We start from the raw sequence: 17,507 nt of genomic DNA, 5'->3' as shown, positions 1-17,507 counted from the left end.
TGCCGTTCTCCACCGTCGCACATGCGAGCGAAGAGCCGCATGACCAGCACTTTTGTTCAGTTGCGACCGGGTAATCCACCGGTTGTCCACAGGCGGACCGGCATCGGGCCAGCGAATCGGGAATTCATCCACAGTTGTCCACAGTCGGCCACCAACGATTGTGGAGAAACCTGTGGATAACTTGACGGGTGGCTGCCGGGCGTGTCGCCCCGGTGGCCTACAGTGAACTGGTCACGCGGGGCAGGCGAGTCGGCTCGGGAGTGCCGCACGCCAGAGGCGTGAGGCGGAGAGGAGAGGTCATGGCGCAGGGGGGATTTGACGGATCCGACGAGATGCCGCCTCCGCCGGACGAGGGTGGACGCTCCGAGTTCGGTCGCACGCCGCCGCAGGACCTCACCGCGGAGCAGTCGGTGCTCGGCGGAATGCTCCTCAGCAAGGACGCGATCGCGGACGTGGTGGAGGAGATCCAGCCGGGCGACTTCTACAAGCCGTCGCACCAGGCCGTCTACGACGTGATCCTGGACCTGTACGCCCGCGGCGAGCCCGCGGACGCCGTCACCGTGGCCGCCGAGCTGGACCGCCGTGGCGATCTCCGGCGCGCCGGAGGGGCCACCTACCTCCACACCCTCATCTCGACCGTGCCCACGGCGGCCAACGCGGGGTACTACGCACAGATCGTGTCGGAGAAGGCGATCCTGCGGCGTCTGGTCGACGCCGGGACGCGGATCGTGCAGTTCGGCTACTCGGGGTCCGAGGGAGCCGACGTGGCCGAGGTGGTGGACCGGGCGCAGGCCGAGATCTTCGAGGTGACCGAGCGCCGGACCACCGAGGACTACGTGATCATCGAGGAGCTCCTGCAGCCCACGATGGACGAGATCGACGCCATCCACACGGCCGGCGGGCTGAGCAACGGTGTCCCCACGGGCTTCGCCGACCTCGACGCCGTGACCAACGGGCTCCACGGCGGCCAGATGATCATCATCGCCGCCCGACCCGGTGTCGGTAAGGCACTCGCGCTGGACACCGTGCTCCCGACCCCGGGCGGCGTGACCACCATGGGGAACGTGGGCGTCGGCGACCGGGTGTTCGGCGCCGACGGGCAGCCGACCGAGGTCGTGGCCGTGACCGAGGTGTGGGAGGACCGCCCCTGCTTCACCCTGCGGTTCAACGACGGCGCGGAGATCGTGGCGGACGCCGAGCACGAGTGGCGGATCGAGATGGGCGGCACCCATCAGACCGTCACCACCAAGTCGCTCGAGACGCTGATGCTGGTGAGCGACTTCGGCATCCTGGTGCCCGAGAACGCCGGTTCAGGGCGCCCCGACCGCCTGATCATCGACGTCCGCGGCGCGCAGAGCGTCCCGGTCAGGTGCATCGAGGTCGCCGCCGATGATCACCTGTACCTGGCCGGTCCCACCGGGATTCCCACGCACAACTCCACCATCGGCCTGGACATCATGCGATCGTGCTCGATCAAGAACGGGCTCTCCTCAGTGCTGTTCTCCCTGGAGATGAGCAAGACCGAGATCGTCATGCGTCTGATGAGCGCCGAGGCGCGGGTCAAGCTCTCCGACATGAAGTCGGGAAAGATGAGCGACGAGGACTGGACCCGCATGGCCCGGCGGATGGGCGAGATCTCCGAGGCCCCGTTGTTCATCGACGACTCGCCCAACCTCACCATGATGGAGATCCGGGCAAAGGCCCGCCGGCTCAAGCAGAAACACGACCTCCGGCTGATCGTGGTGGACTACCTGCAGCTGATGTCGAGCGGCAAGAAGGTCGAGTCCCGCCAGCAGGAGGTCTCCGAGTTCTCCCGCCAGCTCAAACTGCTGGCCAAGGAACTCGACGTACCCCTGATCGCCATCTCGCAGCTGAACCGTGGCCCCGAGCAGCGTACCGACAAGCGGCCCCAGGTCTCCGACCTCCGCGAGTCCGGCTCGCTGGAGCAGGACGCCGACATCGTCATGCTGCTCCACCGCCCCGACTCCACCGAACGCGACGACCCGCGCGCCGGCGAGGCCGATCTGATCCTGGGCAAACACCGTGGTGGTCCGACCTCCACCATCACCGTGGCGCACCAGCTGCACTACTCGCGGTTCGTCGATATGGCGCGCGGGTTGTAGGTGCCTTGTCGGTTCTCAAACAATCTGTCAATTTCTCATTGGCGTGTCATACGATTCGCAGCAATTTGTCATCGTCCCGATCGAAGGAGACCTTCGGGGGCCGCGAGTAGACGGGCAGAGCACGGCGAGTAGAGCAAACCAGTGCGATTCAAAGCGCCGCGACTCCGTCGCTGACTGCGGTGAGGCTGTCTAGCTTCGTTGTAAACTCCCGGAGTTGCTGTGCTCATTCAAGGCGGTGCAGAAATGGTCAATTGGACATTGAGGGTCGTGCTTTTCACCGGTTCGCTTCCGCCGCGCTGAGAGCGGAAGTCCCGCTACTGAGAATGCAGGTACAGAATGGCTAACGAGGACATCAAGTATCAGTTCGTTGAGGTGACTGCAGTGCGCGGCACCGAACGCCGGGCGGTGGCTAAGAAAGAGTCGGAGGGCTGGGAGCTCGTAGAACAGGATCAGGGCAGGATGAAGACCACCCTGAAGTTCCGGCGACCTAAACCGCCCCTCCCGCGGAAGCAGATTGCCATCGGTGCAGGAGTCGTAGTGGTGATGGTTGGCATTCTTGCGGTGGGCGTTGCGCTGGAGGGCGATGACGACGTAGCAGAGGCGGAATCGGCGGCCGCGGTGATCGAGGAACCGGCGGAGCCCGTGGATCTGCCGCCAGCGATAAGAGCCGATACCCCCAGTGACGTCCCGGTGGCCGTTGGGCCTCTCACCGCCGCGACCAACCCGGATCTCGCGGGCCTGCTGCAGCTAACTGACACGTGCTCGCCGAGCATCGCCGGTTTCGCAGCGACCTACGCCGGCCAGACGATTCAGTTCGACGGACATATTGGTGATCTCGCCAACTACGAGAGCTACGACACCCGCTACGTTGTGCTGCTGTCGAGCGGAGACTTTGACGAGTCCAATCCCGTTGGCCCCAATTTCCAGTACCGGGACATCAATCTGGTTAGTGACCCCAACTGGACCGGGCCCAATATTCCCGACGGTATTGAGGTCAATGACAAATTCCGATTTACTTCGACAGTCAAGTCGTACGAGGAGCAGTCATGTCTGCTTCTGCTCGAGCCTGTCGCGACCGAGGCACGCTAGGCGCACCACGGAACTCGGATTCAGCTATCTGCTGAGTGAACCGCTGCAGTTCTTGCCTCGCCCACACGATCTCAACTCGCGGTCTGACTCGGCCAGGAGACCTCTGTGGTGCGGCCGTTCGACCAGGACCGTGTGGATGCTGAACAGCCTGCGATTGGTGACGTGGAGCATGGCTTGCGGACAGTCTTCCTCCCGACTTCCTGATGCTTCACCAAACGTAGCGGCACAATAGGGAATGAAACGCCCGGACTGCACCACTCAACTCGCCTTGCTCAGCGATCTAGAGCGCGCCGTGGACAACCCCGAGGACTACAACGGGCTCGTCGTCCCGCGCTGACCCACCCAAACCGCTGAGGGCGGCGCCTGCTGAACCGCAGGCGCCGCCCTCACGCACTTGCTCGCTCCCCCATCAGGCACAATTTCAGGAGGGGGAGCGCTCTAGTTCGGGTCCATCGTGGGGTTGCCGTTCTCGTCGAGGTAGCGGGGCGAGGTTTGGCCCGTTTCCTTGTCGAACCAGATCGGGTTGCCATCCTCGTCGTAGTAACCGCAGGTCGCGGCCGGGCCGACGCATCCGTCGGCCCGCGGCGGATCGACATACTGGGGCGTCGGGGCTGCCGCAGGGGGCTGAGGGGCGCAGTTCACGGTGTCGGTGACGATGGATCCGTCTGACATGACCGCGGCGTTGGATTCCCAGCACTGGACGAACCGCGGCGGTCCGTAGGGGTCGAAGTCCTCTGGTCTCATGAACGGCGGACGAACCGGGTCAGCGGCGGCGGGAGCTGCCGTCGGGGTCGTTGGATTCGCCTGAGCCGTGGAGCTCGATGGCACGCTGCTGCTCTGGCTGGTGGAGGTCGAGCTGCTGGTTGTCGACGACGAGCTCGACGGTGTCGAGCTGCTGACCGTCGTGCCAGTGGTGCTCTCCGCCGGCGGCTCCTCCCCGTTCGAGCTGCAGGCCGCAAGACCCGCAGCCAGCACTGCCGCCGCTACCGCACTGATCATCGCCTTCATGCCCCACCCTCCGTTAAGAATGGGTTTAAGTTTACGGCTGAGTGCGCAGCCCGCCATCTCATCCGGCGAAGCGATCACCTTCCGCTTCCCCTACAACTGACGAGAATGGCTGACGAGAGTAAGCGCGGGACATCGCGGAAGTTTGTGCCGGAGGCCGTGCTCTGAACGGGGAGCGCTCGCGGGCCCTGACGTTGCTGGATACTGGGCTGATGCGCCAGGAGACGATTGCCGAGGCCATCCGGCAGGAGTTCGAGTTCACCCGGGACTGGGTGTCCATTGCTGGGGCGCTGAGTGTGCTTGGTATCAACGACAGAGCGGCTACCAGGCTCGAGGCGGAGGCGATACTCAGGTGTGTCGATGAGACGCCGACTCTGAGGCTGGGCACGGTTCGCGCAGGGTTCCAGGAGATTGCTTCGCCGCTGCCGATAGCCGATCTTCTCGACGAGATCTTCAGCTGTACTTCCCCGTCTGACCGGGTCGGGGCCATGATGGGCTACTTCATCGACGTCCAACCTCTCGGCGGTCGATGACGTCGCCACGCGTCAAGGTGGAAGCCACATATGTGGCTGGGCGAGCGGTGACGACTACAACGAGTTCAGACGGTGACGGCGACTCGACGACCCCCGTAGCGCAAACGGTCCGCGACTCATGCCGTTGCCCCGGATGGTCAGCTGCGCGGCTTCTGACAATCCGCGGCTGACAGGCCGGTGACTACGACGACGACAACCGCATCGGCGCCGGGTGGCTCATCCTGGGGTTGGGTCGCCGCCACTGCGGTCTAGCTTGCTGCGGCGGGTCTGGCGTTCATACGAGCTCTACAGGTCCCATGGATCGACCCCGACGCATCGCGCCGGGATCTCGCCGGGTCCGCCGTCTGGCTCGTCGTTCTCCTGGCCCTGACGACGCTCACGCTCCGGTCCCTACTCTGATCCTCTGGGGGATTTGTAGTGAGGATCCGCTCGACGAGGTCGTCGTGCATTGGCCACCGTCGGTACATTCAGACTGGGTGATCAGGATGAGCAATCGGACAGTCTCGAGGGTTGCGGCCGCTTCGCTACTTGTGGTGGCCTCGATGCTGGGGAGCGGCTGCGCAGAGTGGGGCGCCGCGGTGAACCGGGAACTCCCGTCGGTTGACTCGTGGAGTCAGGCTGAAGTCGAACCCCCGGCAGATCCGTCGCCGGTGGAAGAGCAGACGAATGTGCAGCGGAGCGAGAACGGTATCGCGACTCTGGACGCCAGCGAGAAGCTCCGCGACAGTGCCTGCGCGAAAGCAGACGACATGATCGCGAGAGACTACTGGGGGCACCACGCACCTGATGGCAGCGGCGATCCGTTCGTCTTTATCGGTGAGGCTGGCGTCGACTACTACACGGCTGCAGAAAATCTCTTCTACTCAACTACGGGCGGACCCGATCCGGTCGACAGCTGGATGCAGAGTCCCGGTCACAGGGAGAACATCGTCAACCCGGACTTCACCCGGGTGGGCGTCTGCGTGCGGACGGCTGCGTACCAGGGGTTCCCAGAGGCTCATCTTTATGTGCAGCACTTTGCTACTCCGGTGTCGGAGAGGTAGCCGGTGTCCCGAGTCCGGTGAGATGGTGGCCCGAGCATTGTCACTCGAGGGGGCTTAGAGTGACATTGTGAACCTGGAGATGGTCGTTGACGACGCGACCGGCCCGTTTGTGGATACTGCCGGTACCGGCCCTCGCGCCGATCTTGCCGGCTTGTCGTTCCCTTGCGGTGGCCAGGACGAGGTCCTATCCTTCGCGGACGCGGGCCGTGAGGCCACCGGGCAGCACGCCGATGTATGACCCCTCTGTCCTGCGACGGGACCTTGAAGAGGCGCAGGACCGTTTCGAGCAGTATCGGGCGTCCGTGACCACGATGATCGAAGAGCGCGCCGCTGGCGAGCTGTCTCGAGCCCTTGAGGTGGTCCTCCCCGACCTGGCCTTCTACGAAGGGCAGGCCGTCGCCGCGGCTGTGGCGCTCGAACACCTCGCCGTCGACTCATCTTCGGTGCCGAAGGTGCTTGCCGACGAGCTCGTGGAACAGCAGGCAGCGCGGCGCAGCAGGGAGTACCTGGCAGGTTTCGCCAAGGTGCTCGCCCTAGCGAATCTGCACGTGCCGAGGTGAGCCGCGTCAGCGACTGGGATCAGTGGTCAGTCCGGCGCGTGTCGCGAGTGAATCGGTCCGCCCACAGTCTCCATTGCCACAACGTGAGCATCTCGAAGAGCCCGGTGCAGGCGACCGCTCCGGTCTTTCTGTGCTTGTAGCTGGCCACCATGGCGCACACGAGCGATGTACTGGCCATGCCAGCCAGGGCCAGGACCATCGGTTCGGACTTGGGGTCCCGAGACCAGGACTCTTCGCCCAGGATTGCCCGTGTCGCGAACGACTTCATGTTGTGAGCCGGCGGCGTCATCGCTGGGTTGAGTGCAAACCACGCGCCGATCGGCACGTATAGCCACCAGAGGCGAGTCCACAGGGGGACCAGCAGCAGTGGTGCGCTCAGGAGCCTCGACCATGCACTGACCGGATGAGCGTGCCGCCGGAACATGCGAGCGTAGAAGCCGTCCTCGGAAGCCACGAGTCCAGACTTGCAGCTCGGTCGCCGGAACGGCTACTGAATTGCGACTCTCATCGGGATGGGCGACGGCGACACCCGGCACGCCCGGTCGTCGGTCCCCAGGGTGACCGCGCCGTAGACGCCCTTGGCGATGATGGCCCGGTTAGCGTCGGAGACAGTCGACGATCGGTCACCGGGAGGAACTGATGACGAAGAGAAACGGCGCGGCGGGGGAGTTCTCCGCCCAGGAGCGTGCTGCGATGAAGGAGCGCGCCGATGAGCTGAAGGCGGAGGCAAAGCGCGCGAAGGGCGCGGAGAAGGCCGCTGCGGACGAGGCTGCACTTCTGGCCAGGATCGAGGAGATGCCCGACGGCGACCGGCAGATGGCCGAGCGACTGCACCAGATGGTCGCCACCATCGCGCCGGACCTGTCACCGAAGCTGTACTACGGGCAACCCGGCTACGCCAGGGACGGGAAGGTGGTGGTCTTCTTCCGCAGCGGGCAGATGGATAAGGAAAGGTATTCCACTTTCGGTGTGAGTGCGCAGGCCGCCCTCGACGACGAGAGCGGGCTCTGGCCGACCGCGTACGCACTGATCGACCCGAGCGAGAAGGCGTGGGAGCAACTCGGCGAGATAGTGCGCCGGGCAGCGGGTGATAACTCGGCGTAGCCGCTCGGCGACACCACTTCTCGTTCGTCACCGGGGCCCGGACCAGCTGGAGGTCAGATGGCCCGGGCCGCGAAGGGTAGGGGTCAGGCCAGCGCGGCTCTGACAGCCTCGGCGAGTGTCGTCGTGGGTCGGCCGATGAGGGCACTCAGGGAGCGAGAGTCGTCGTAGAGCTCTCCAGCGGCCACGGCGCGGTCGATGTCGGCGAGCGTCTCGACGACGGGGGCCGGCAGACCGACTTCGACCAGAGCTGCGGCGTACTCGGACTGGGGCAGGTCGGTGTAGGCCACGAGCTGGCCGGCCAGCTCGGACAGGGTCGCGGCGTACTCGGCCATCGTGAAGCCCGTATCGCCCGCCAGCTCGTAGGTCTTGCCGGCGCTGTCGTCGGCGAGCAGGACGGCCGCGGCGGCCTCGGCGTAGTCGGCGCGGGTGGCGCCGCTGATCTGGCCCGATCCGGCCGCACCGAGCACACCGTGCGCCACGTGGGTGGGGATCTGTTCGGTGTAGTTCTCGAGGTACCAGCCGTTGCGCAGCAGGACATGCGGGGTCCCCACCTGTGCGAGCGCCTGCTCTGTCTGCAGGTGCTCAGGGGCGAGCCCCAACGAGGTGGAGTCAGCACGCAGGACGCTGGTGTAGGCGACCAACTCGACACCGTGACGGGCCGCGGCCTCGATCACGGTGCGATGCTGAGCGGCCCGCCGGCCGATCTCGCTGGACGAGACCAGCAGCAGTCGGTCGACACCGTCCAGCGCGGCGTCCACGGACGGCACGTCGTCGTAGTCGAGGCGGCGGGTCACCACGCCACGTGCCGCGATGGCGCCCAGTCGGTCGGTGTCGCGGGCGGTGGCGACGATGTCGCCGGGAGCGACGCCCCGGTTGAGCAACGACTCGACGGCGAGGGCTCCGAGGTGTCCGGCGGCGCCGGTCACGAGGTAGGTCACGATGTATCTCCTGGGTGCTGGGTCTGTCGACCGATGGACGTCAACTGTCTGACAGGACTACTAACCACGGGTTGCGCCGAACTGTTTCCGATCGCGTGTACCCACCTTGAAGTAAGGTACTGGTATGAGAGTTAGTGCGACGTCACTCCGGCTGGCCGCAGCCTTCGGCGAGGGCGTCTATACCGAGAACTGCCCGACCCGTGAGGCGCTGACCCGGGTGACCAGCAGGTGGGCGCCGTTGCTGCTGGCCGCGCTCTCCGACGGCGAGCCGCTGCGCTGGAACGAGCTGCGCCACCGGGCCTCCGGTATCACGGACAAGATGCTGTCCCAGACCCTCCGCACCCTCGAGGCAGACGGATACGTCCACCGGGATGCCAGGCCGGTCGTGCCGCCCCACGTCGAGTACTCGCTCACTCCGGACGGCGTCGAGCTCACCGAGCGACTCGTCGACCTGATGATCTTCGTCTCGAACAGAGCACTCGGTTCGGCGCCCGCCGCCACTCGCCTCGCCGACTAGCGTGGAGCCAGGTTCACGATCTCCCGGACCACGCGCTCCCGCACCGCCGGGTCCAGCTTCTGCGAGTTCAGTGATTCGTACAGCCACAACCCGTCCGCGGCGAGCCGTGCGATGAAGGTCAATACCTCGTCGTCGTCGACTGTGGGGGCGTCCGGGACCCACCGGGAGTAGACGCCGTCCCAGACCGCACTGGTGACCGGGTTCTCCGAGGCTTCCAGCATCAGCAGTAGCTCCGCGCGGTCCGGGAACTGGGACGAGCGAACAAAGGCCGCGAACCGTGCGTCGTCGTCGACCTCCCCGGCCGGCCCTCCGGCCTCGGACTCCATGCACTGTTCCCACCGGCCTGCCACGTGCTGGTGCAGTCCGCGCAGCAGCTCGTCCCGCGACGGGAAGTGGTACAGCAGGCCACCCTTGGTGAGGCCGGACTCGGTAGCGAGGGACTCGAACGTCAGGGCCGTGACGCCGTCGCGCTGGATGAGCCGCTGTGCCGCGTCGAGGATGTCGTCGCGCTTGGACTGTCGCATGTGGAGACCTGCTCTCGGTGTCTGGAGTGCGGCGGATCAGTGGTTGTTCGGGTACAACTGTGACTGCGTGCCCGGCGTGTAGCGCCGCAGCAGCACCGTCGACACCACGCCGCCGATCACCATCACGGCCGCCACCGCCGTCAGTACAGCCAGGAACGCCGCATCAAACGACTCCGCGGCGGCGGCCACCACCTGCGGGTCTCCGGACGTCAGCGCTGCTGCGGGCGCCTGCCCCGCCCACTGCTGGGCGCCTTCCGGCAGCTGGACGGCGCGCGAGTAGACCAGCGTCAAGAGCGACCCCATGGTGGCGACGCCGACCAGTCCGCCGAACTCGTAGGACACCTCCTCCAAGGATGCGGCCATGCCCGCACGGCGCGGCGGTACGTTGCCCATGATGGCGGCCGGAGCCGCGGACATCGACGCGCCGAGTCCGGCGCCGACCACAACCATGCCGACCACCAGCAGCACCAGTGAGTCCTGAGTGGCGGCAATGACGGTGACGACGGAGCCGATGGCTGCTGCGATGATCCCGCCGCCGATGAGGACCAGCAGTCCGACGCGGTGCAGCATGGCGCCGGCGAAGAGCGCGAAGGGGAGCGAGGCCACCGCGAGGGCGCTGACCACCAGGCCACTCTGTAGGGGGCTGAACCCCTCGACCAGCTGGTAGCGCTGGGTGATGATCAGCTGCAGACCCACGATGGCAAAAACGCTGACCCCTGCGGCCACCACGCCCCCGCTGAAGCCGCGGTTGCGGAAGATGGAGAAGTCCACCAGCGGCTCGGTGTAGGTGACCAGTCGCTGCTGTCGCCTGGCGAAGATGGTGAGCGTGACCACGGCGACCACCGTGGCGGCTGCCGCCATGATCCGGTTGGCGTCCACCTCCGCCCAGGTCTTGATGGCCAGCACTGCCGCGGCCATGCCGACCAGGGCCTGCGCCGATGAGATGGCGTCCCAGCGTCGGGCAGGGTTGGTGATGTTCGGCGGCCCCACGACGAGCATCAGTGCGCTGGCGAGCACCACGATCGGAACGTTGATGAGAAAGACCGATCCCCACCAGTAGTGCTCCAGAAGCACGCCGGAGACGATGGGGCCCAGCGCCATGCCCACGGTGGCGGTGGCGGCCCAGATGCCCATGGCGACGTTGCGCTCCCGCTCGGCAGAGAAGCTGAGGCGGATCAATGCGAGGGTCGCGGGCATCATGGTGGCGGCGCCGACGCCGAGAAGGGCGCGAGCGAGGATCAGCACCTCCGAGGTGGGCGCGAAGGCCGCCGTCAACGAGGCTGCGCCGAAGATCAGGAGTCCCACCTGGAAGACGCGCTTGTGCCCGAAACGGTCCCCCAGTGACCCCGAGCCCAGCAGGAGCCCCGTCATCAGCAGCGGGTACGCGTTGATCATCCAGAGCTGCTGCGAGCTGCTGGCCCCCAGTTCACGGGTCAGCGTCGGCAACGCCGTGTACAGGATTGTGTTGTCCAAGGCGATGAGCAGGAGGGCGGAGGAGACGATGCCCAGAACGGTCCACCGCTGCCAGGGGGACAGAACGGTGCCCGGTGTCGTCGGGGTGGTAGTGGAGTGCACCGGCAAACTGTACCGTACGGTCGGTATAGTTTGGGAATCGCGCCGCCCGTTGACCACCACAGACACCATGTACCCCGAACAGGGTCACGACGGCGGGCAGGGCACCGGCCCACCAGCATCGCGGGAATATCGTGGAGCCATGTTCACCGGCTTGAGCGCGTTCCCTGTCACCCCACTCAGCGACGCCGGCGTCGACTCCGGCGGGTTGTCCCGCATCGTGGAGCGGCTCGTGGGGGCGGGCGTCGAGTCGATCGGGGCGCTCGGTTCCACCGGGTCCTACCCCTATCTCTCCACGGCAGAACGGGCGCAGGCGGCGCGGGCGGCCATCTCGGCCGCGGGCGACGTGCCGGTGATCATCGGGGTCGGCGCGCTCACGTTGTCCGACGTGATCCGGAACGTCGACGCCGCGCAGTCGGCGGGCGCGTCAGGCCTGCTGGTGTCGGTGATGACGTATCAACCCCTGACCGACGAGGAGGTGGTGGCGTTCTTCGAGGACGTCGCCGCCCGGTCCTCGGTGCCGATCTGCGTGTACGACAACCCGGGCACGACGCACGTCGCGTTCACCGACTCGATGCACGAGCGCATCGCCGCGCTGCCGCAGGTGCGATCCATCAAGCTGCCCGGCGCTCCGGTGCCGGCGTTCACCGATCGGCTGGGCGCCCTCCGGAAGGCAGTGCCCGATGACGTGACGCTGGGAGTCAGTGGTGACGCCTTCGCCGGTGACGCACTGCTCGGTGGCGCTGACGTCTGGTATTCCGTCATCGGCGGCACGCTGCCTGAGCCTGCGGTGGCCCTGACTCTCGCGGCGCAGCGCGGTGATCGCGCGGAAGTCGACGCGATCGCTACGCAATTGGCGCCGTTGTGGGAGCTGTGTGCCCGGTACGGGAGCTACCGGGTGGTCGCACACCTCGCAGTTCTCCTCGGCCTGACGGACACGGTCGCCGTGCGCCGTCCCGTTCGTCCGCTGGCCGAGGCGGCGGTGGCCGAGCTCCGGGCGCTGCTGCCACGGATCGCCGCGACTGTAGCTGTCGACCGGCGGACCCACGCACCGTGATGTGAACTCGTGGCCTCCACGGTGAGTGGTCGCATCGCCATACTCCCCGCCCGCGTCGCTGCGTTGAGTCGGATCGTTTCCGACGACGTCAGCGTGACGCCTCCTGCCAGTGCAACCGCAGCCCGCCCGCGAGCTCCAGCTCGTCCGCGCCCACCGCGTCCGCCATCGTCACGGGGCCGCGCAACCCGAGTGTGACGAGGCGTTCCGCCGCGAGGGCGGCGAGCCGACCGGTCGCGTCGGACTGCCCAACGCCGGTGGCGGCGAGCGCCCGTCCGGAGCCGCGGTGGATCGCACTCACGCTCCATGCGTGGCCGCCGAGGTGAGGCGCGCTGCGCAGCAGCGGGGCGAGCGCGGGCAGCGCGCCCACGAGGCCGAGCGCGGCGGTCGCCACGCGGCTGTCCATCGCGAGCCAACTACGTACGTCGACGCCCGAGGGGCGCCCGATCAGCAGATCATCGGGAAAGTCCGCCCGCAGGTGGGTGCGCGGCGTCGCCCCGGGCAGCTGTAGCCGTCGACGCGTACGGAAATTCACGATCGGATGAGGCTCCGGCGCCGCGTACAGCGTGGCGCCCGCCAGTCGCACAGTCCAGTCCACAGCCGCAGCGCCGTGCGCCTCGCCCGTCCCGAGCACCACGGCCAGGTCAATCTCGTCACCGGGTGCGGGGTCCAGCGCCCGGATCAACACGGTGCTCAGGCCCGGCGCAATCCCCGCCCCGAGCAGGGCGGCGCCGCCGTCCGGCACTCCTGTCGCCAGCTGCTCAAGGTGTGCGGCGGTGGCCGAGACGTCCACGAGTGGTGTGGAGCCGACCGCGGCCTGCACGACGGCGAGCTCCAGGCCGCTCGCGTCGAGCACGACGTCCGCACGCCGCGCCTCATCCGCGAGTCGTGTCAGTCCCGCCGCCGTCGTCGCATCGATGCTCACGCCGTCGTCGGGCGCTCGCCGTCCCGCACCGATCACCTCGTGCCCCCGACCGCGCAGTGCGGCTGAGGCGGCCGATCCGACCGCGCCTCGCGCGCCGAGCACCAGCGCCCTCATCGGCGGGCCGTGGTCGTGTTGCGCCGAGCGAGGTGGCGAAAGCCTGCAGAGATCGGGAGAAGGGTGAGCACAGGAACTCCAAATGTTTGGTTGGAGATCGACGATAGCAGAAGCAACCGAACAGTTGGATTACCATCTGGGCATGGCATGGGACACCGAAGCGACGCGACGCAAACTCCTCGAGGCTGCGACCGGGCAGTTTGCCGCTCTGGGCCTGGCGGGCTCGCGCGTCGACGCGATCGCCCGTGCGGCCGGTGTCAACAAGGAGCGCATCTACCAGTACTTCGGCGACAAGGCCGGGCTCTTCGGCGCGGTGCTCGCCGCCGAGGTCGAGCGCCTGCTCAACGGCATCGTCATCGTGGGGGAGGGGGCGGATGCGCTGGGCCGTCTCGCCGGCGACCTCCACGACCGCGCCGCGCAGGATCCGCAACTCGCCCGCCTGTTGGCCTGGGAGGGCCTGGAACTCGACGACCCGGTATCGGCTGAGGCCCGTGCGTCCGGCTGCGCCTCGATGGTCGGGCAACTCACCAGGGCGCTGCCGGGCCGTGACCGGGAGTATTCCGCCGAGCTCCTGCTGAGTCTCGTCGCCATCACCACGGCGGACGGTTGCCTTCCGCACCTCGCCAGGCTCATCTCGCCGGCGTCGACTCGCGAGTCCCGCCGGGCCGCGATCGTCGCCCAGGCCCGCGCTCTCGCCTGACGGGCGACGCGCTGCTCGGCCCAACGCATTCTGGCCGGTGTCGCGCGGATCGCTCCTGTCGACGAATCTTGACAGGTTTGAAAGAACTGTCTAGTTTCACCCGGGGTGAGTGGCGCCCGTCACTACTGAAGAGGGACCGAGGATCGAATGCAGCAGATCTCCCGCCGGGGCTTCCTCGGCTCGGTGGCCGCGGCCGGCATCACCGCGGCGGCGACCGTGCACTCCGCGGCGGCCCGGGCCGACGACGCCACGGACGTCGCGTCCGCCACCGGACGGATTCCCCACGAGGTCGAGGAGCACCGCGTCCTGGTGGTGGGCAGCGGGTTCGGCGGCGGCGTCTCCGCCCTGCGACTGGCCCAGGCAGGGGTACCCGTCGTGGTACTCGAACGTGGACGGCGCTGGCCGGCCGGTCCGAACTCCGACACCTTCCCCAGTGCGACCTCCCCGGATGAGCGCGCGCTCTGGTTCGGCGGCGCCGCGGAGGTGTTCGGTCGCCCGGTCGATCTGCCTCGCTACACCGGACTCCTCGAAGCCTCGGTGGGTGAGAACATGACGGCGGTCCTGCCCACCGGGGTGGGAGGCGGATCACTGATCTATCAGGGCATGTCGCTTCAGCCCACCGAGGAGCTCTTCTCCGACTGGTTTCCCAGCGCGATCGACTGGCCCGAGATGGACCGGGAGTACTTCCCCCGCGTTGCCCGGATGCTCCGGCTCGCCGAGGCACCCGACCAACTCATCGAGTCACCCCAGTACGCGGCCTCACGGCATTTCGCCCAGCGAGCCCGGGACTCCGGCCTGCCGGTCAGCAAGATCCCCATGCCGATCGACTGGGACTATGCCCTGGCCGAACTGCGGGGTGAGATGAGGCCGTCGTTCACCAACGGTGACAGCTCCCTGGGCGTCAACAACGGGGGCAAGAACTCGGTCGATGTCACCTACCTCGCTCAGGCGGAGGCGACCGGACTGGTCGACGTGCGGCCGCTGCACGATGTCCGGGCGATGCGCCGCGCACCGGACGGCTCCTGGGAACTCGACGTGAACGTACTCGACGTCGGCGGAAACCTCCTGAGGACGCTCACCCTGCGTGCACCGGCGCTGATCCTCGCCGCCGGGTCCGTCAACACCACCACCCTCCTCGGCCGGGCCGAGGCGGACGGTGCGGTGACCGACCTGCCCGACGCGATCGGCGAGGGGTGGGGCACCAACGCCGATCGGATCTACATCTGGACCGATCCGGCTGCCGGGTTCCCGGCAGTGCAGGGAGGTCCTGTGGTCTACGGCAGCCTCAACTGGCAGGACCCGGCCTCGGCTCACACCGTCATCCAGGCCTCGCTGCCCTCCGTCGGGGTGCCGATCCACAGCACTGTGTTGGTGGGGTACGGCGTGAGCGCCGACCGGGGCCGGATCGTGTACGACCCCGCCCAGGACCGCGGAGTCATCCGGTGGCCCGCCGGAGGTGACGGTCACATCGTCCACCAGCACATCTCGCGTACCGCGCGGGCGATCGTGGGAGAGTCCGGTCACCTCACCGACACCAATGAGATCCTCAACTCCACCTGGCACCCCCTCGGCGGAGCCGCCATGAACCAGGTCTGCGACCTGGAGGGACGCGTGATGGGCCAGCGGGGCCTGTACGTGATCGACGGTGCCCTCATCCCCGGCACTACGGCCGCCTGCAACCCGTCGCTCACCATCGCCGCCATCGCCGAACGCGCACTCGACAGGATCGTCAGGCACGACGTCGGCCACCTCTTCTAGATGCGAACCCAGAGAAAGGCCGACATGCGTCGACTCAGAGCCTTCGCCACCGCCACTGCTGCCCTCGTCGTCGTCGGGCTCGGGATTTCGCCCGTCGCGCACGCCGACCCGCTCGGTTCCGCGGACACCCACGCGCACACGTCCGACATGGTCGCCGATCCGTTCTACGAGCCGCCGGCCGACCTACCGGCGCAGCCCGGCGCGGTGGTCCGTACCCAGTCCGTCACCATCCCGGCCACTCTTCCCGGGGCGGACGGCGCCTGGCCCGCTGCGGCGACGCGGATGATGTTCACCTCCCGCGATGTCCACGACGCCCCCGCCGTTGTCACTGCAATGGTGATCGAGGAATCAGGGCCGTGGCGAGGGCCAGGCGAACGGCCGACCGTCGTCATCGCCCCGGGCACCACCGGCCAGGGCAACCACTGCGCCATCTCGCTCGCCGTGCCCAGTGGGCTGTGGGCGGGAGTTGATCCCGACCCGTTCCTCTCCGCGAACCAGGAACTCGTCTCGGCCGCGAAATGGCACGCGATGGGAGCGCGCGTGGTGGTGACCGACTACATCGGCCTGGGCACCCCCCGAATCCACAGCTACGTCGACCGGGTCGAAACCGGTCGTGCCGTGCTCGATGCTGCTCGCGCCGCCCGCGCCCTCGCAGGTGCCAGCTCGCCTCTACTTCTGGCGGGCTATTCACAGGGCGGCGGCGCCACCGCCGCGGCCGCGGAACTACATCCCACCTACGCGCCCGAACTCGACCTGCGCGGCGCCTGGGCGGGGGCGCCGGTGGCCGACCTCCAACAGGTACTACGGCAGATCGACGGAACCCTGATCGGCGGAGTGATCGGATGGTCCGTCAACGGGATGGTCGATCGCTACCCTGAGCTGCGCACACTCGTCGGCGCCGCCCTCTCCGATCACGGTCGCGCCACCTTGGCCTCGCTGGAGACCAAGTGCATCGCAGACGTCATATTCTCGAGTCCCTTTCTGCGGACCTCCGACCTCACCGTTGACGGGCGCAGCCTTGACCAGTGGATCGCCGGCGACCCCTCGGCGCAAGCGGTGCTCGACGACCAGAAGCTCGGCCGGCTGACCCCCACCGCGCCGGTACTCATCACGTCCTCACCGAACGACGACACCGTTCCCTACGGCCAGGCCCGCGCCCTCGCCGACGACTGGTGCGCTGCCGGCGGCGACGTGACGTTCCGCTCCACCCCAGTGCCCGCCCTGGCGCCCGGCTGGACGCTCCCGGACCACTTCGGCCCGCTCATCCACGACACGATGATCCACGACGAGGTGACCCCCTGGCTGATCTCCACTCTTGACGGCGGGGGGAGGTTCGGCTGCAGCGTCGCGTGACGCTGGCAGATAATGGTCGGGTGCGATCCCGGGAGATCATCCTCGAGGCCACCCGAGCCGTGATCGGGGAGTCGGGCTTCACCGCCGTGAACGTCGCCGGAGTGGCCAGGCGTGCGGGAGTGAGTCGTCAGACCGTCCATTCGATCTTCGGTACGCGGGAGGAGCTGGTGTCGCAGGCGGTTTCCGACCGGCTCACCTCGCTGACCGGGGCGTTCGCCGAACTCATGGAGTCGACCGAAACGCCACTGGGACTGTTCGTCGAGATGATGATCCAGGCGCGTCACCACGTCCTCGGCGATCCGTTGCTCCGGGAACTCACGCTCTCCGGAACGGCCAACCCGATCTTCGATCCGGGAGCAGCTCGCCGCGCACACGACTACGCGGTGGCACTGCTCTCTCCCGCCGTCGCCCGCTTCCCCGAACTCGAGGGCCGGGTCGAGAACCTGGCCGACATCGCCGTGCACGTGGGCTGGTCGGTGCTCTGCCTTGATGACCCTGCCTCCCGTCCCGACGCCGAGCTGCGCGCGTTCATCTCAGGCTGGATGGCACCGGTTGTGGACCCGCCGCGCCGGGAGTGACGACGGGGAACATGCCC

General features: G+C 67.5%; 19 protein-coding genes. 13 read left to right on the top strand and 6 right to left on the bottom strand.

What is annotated here, in order from left to right:
- Positions 1–299: 299 nt before the first annotated feature.
- Positions 300–2,123, top strand: a complete 1,824-nt coding sequence (dnaB, locus tag A6048_RS17345; protein ID WP_107747064.1) for a replicative DNA helicase — start codon at positions 300–302, stop codon at positions 2,121–2,123.
- 336 nt (positions 2,124–2,459) lie between these two features.
- A complete protein-coding gene (locus A6048_RS17340) occupies positions 2,460–3,212 on the top strand; it encodes a DUF4839 domain-containing protein (protein ID WP_107747063.1) in 753 nt (250 codons plus the stop codon).
- Positions 3,213–3,650: 438 nt separating this feature from the next.
- Here A6048_RS17340 and A6048_RS17335 read toward each other — a convergent pair whose 3' ends face one another.
- Positions 3,651–3,956: a hypothetical protein gene (locus A6048_RS17335; protein ID WP_107747062.1), complete on the bottom strand. Its 306-nt coding sequence runs from the start codon at positions 3,954–3,956 to the stop codon at positions 3,651–3,653.
- 67 nt (positions 3,957–4,023) lie between these two features.
- On the opposite strand from A6048_RS17335, the gene A6048_RS17330 reads away from it, so the two are divergent.
- The 4 genes from A6048_RS17330 (at position 4,024) to A6048_RS17315 (ending at position 6,353) form a co-directional block, all read left to right on the top strand.
- On the top strand, positions 4,024–4,320 hold the full coding sequence (locus A6048_RS17330; RefSeq protein WP_107747061.1) for a hypothetical protein: 297 nt from the start codon (positions 4,024–4,026) through the stop codon (positions 4,318–4,320).
- A 109-nt stretch (positions 4,321–4,429) separates the two neighbouring features.
- Entirely contained in the window at positions 4,430–4,750 is a 321-nt protein-coding gene (locus A6048_RS17325) for a hypothetical protein (protein ID WP_107747060.1), read from the top strand.
- Between the two features lie 485 nt (positions 4,751–5,235).
- Positions 5,236–5,793 (top strand): CAP domain-containing protein, encoded by a 558-nt coding sequence (locus tag A6048_RS17320; RefSeq protein WP_235027609.1) that lies wholly within the window; start codon positions 5,236–5,238, stop codon positions 5,791–5,793.
- A gap of 311 nt (positions 5,794–6,104) precedes the next feature.
- Positions 6,105–6,353, top strand: coding sequence for a hypothetical protein (locus A6048_RS17315; RefSeq protein WP_412523693.1), 249 nt, complete (start codon positions 6,105–6,107; stop codon positions 6,351–6,353).
- Positions 6,354–6,372: 19 nt separating this feature from the next.
- Here the strand turns inward: A6048_RS17315 and A6048_RS17310 are convergent, their stop codons facing one another.
- Positions 6,373–6,807 (bottom strand): DUF6653 family protein, encoded by a 435-nt coding sequence (locus tag A6048_RS17310; protein ID WP_107747057.1) that lies wholly within the window; start codon positions 6,805–6,807, stop codon positions 6,373–6,375.
- Between the two features lie 185 nt (positions 6,808–6,992).
- Between A6048_RS17310 and A6048_RS17305 the strand changes: the two genes are divergently transcribed.
- On the top strand, positions 6,993–7,457 hold the full coding sequence (locus A6048_RS17305) for a DUF1801 domain-containing protein (protein ID WP_107747056.1): 465 nt from the start codon (positions 6,993–6,995) through the stop codon (positions 7,455–7,457).
- Positions 7,458–7,540: 83 nt separating this feature from the next.
- Here A6048_RS17305 and A6048_RS17300 read toward each other — a convergent pair whose 3' ends face one another.
- On the bottom strand, positions 7,541–8,395 hold the full coding sequence (locus A6048_RS17300; RefSeq protein ID WP_107747055.1) for an NAD(P)H-binding protein: 855 nt from the start codon (positions 8,393–8,395) through the stop codon (positions 7,541–7,543).
- Between the two features lie 124 nt (positions 8,396–8,519).
- Between A6048_RS17300 and A6048_RS17295 the strand changes: the two genes are divergently transcribed.
- On the top strand, positions 8,520–8,912 hold the full coding sequence (locus A6048_RS17295) for a winged helix-turn-helix transcriptional regulator (protein WP_107747054.1): 393 nt from the start codon (positions 8,520–8,522) through the stop codon (positions 8,910–8,912).
- Here A6048_RS17295 and A6048_RS17290 read toward each other — a convergent pair.
- Positions 8,909–9,436 (bottom strand): TetR/AcrR family transcriptional regulator, encoded by a 528-nt coding sequence (locus A6048_RS17290; RefSeq protein ID WP_107747053.1) that lies wholly within the window; start codon positions 9,434–9,436, stop codon positions 8,909–8,911. The genes A6048_RS17295 and A6048_RS17290 overlap by 4 nt on opposite strands.
- Positions 9,437–9,472: 36 nt before the next feature.
- Positions 9,473–11,011 (bottom strand): MFS transporter, encoded by a 1,539-nt coding sequence (locus tag A6048_RS17285; protein ID WP_216695787.1) that lies wholly within the window; start codon positions 11,009–11,011, stop codon positions 9,473–9,475.
- Positions 11,012–11,150: 139 nt separating this feature from the next.
- On the opposite strand from A6048_RS17285, the gene A6048_RS17280 reads away from it, so the two are divergent.
- Positions 11,151–12,065 carry a dihydrodipicolinate synthase family protein gene (locus A6048_RS17280; RefSeq protein WP_107747052.1) on the top strand — a complete coding sequence of 305 codons (915 nt, stop codon included), beginning with the start codon at positions 11,151–11,153 and terminating at the stop codon, positions 12,063–12,065.
- A gap of 88 nt (positions 12,066–12,153) precedes the next feature.
- Here A6048_RS17280 and A6048_RS17275 read toward each other — a convergent pair whose 3' ends face one another.
- Positions 12,154–13,089: a hypothetical protein gene (locus A6048_RS17275; RefSeq protein WP_244911028.1), complete on the bottom strand. Its 936-nt coding sequence runs from the start codon at positions 13,087–13,089 to the stop codon at positions 12,154–12,156.
- 154 nt (positions 13,090–13,243) lie between these two features.
- On the opposite strand from A6048_RS17275, the gene A6048_RS17270 reads away from it, so the two are divergent.
- The 4 genes from A6048_RS17270 (at position 13,244) to A6048_RS17255 (ending at position 17,490) form a co-directional block, all read left to right on the top strand.
- The gene (locus A6048_RS17270) at positions 13,244–13,801 is read left to right on the top strand and encodes a TetR/AcrR family transcriptional regulator (RefSeq protein WP_107747050.1); all 558 of its coding nucleotides are present in this window, start codon (positions 13,244–13,246) and stop codon (positions 13,799–13,801) included.
- A 147-nt stretch (positions 13,802–13,948) separates the two neighbouring features.
- Positions 13,949–15,559: a GMC oxidoreductase gene (locus tag A6048_RS17265; RefSeq protein WP_107747049.1), complete on the top strand. Its 1,611-nt coding sequence runs from the start codon at positions 13,949–13,951 to the stop codon at positions 15,557–15,559.
- Positions 15,560–16,912 carry a lipase family protein gene (locus A6048_RS17260; protein WP_107747048.1) on the top strand — a complete coding sequence of 451 codons (1,353 nt, stop codon included), beginning with the start codon at positions 15,560–15,562 and terminating at the stop codon, positions 16,910–16,912. It begins immediately after the preceding gene.
- Between the two features lie 20 nt (positions 16,913–16,932).
- On the top strand, positions 16,933–17,490 hold the full coding sequence (locus A6048_RS17255) for a TetR/AcrR family transcriptional regulator (protein WP_159110354.1): 558 nt from the start codon (positions 16,933–16,935) through the stop codon (positions 17,488–17,490).
- Positions 17,491–17,507 lie beyond the last annotated feature (17 nt).

The organism is Dietzia psychralcaliphila (assembly GCF_003096095.1).
Classification (GTDB): domain Bacteria; phylum Actinomycetota; class Actinomycetes; order Mycobacteriales; family Mycobacteriaceae; genus Dietzia; species Dietzia psychralcaliphila.
The sequence above is the reverse complement of the archived record's forward strand: the minus strand, read 5'-3'. Positions and strand labels throughout refer to the sequence as shown.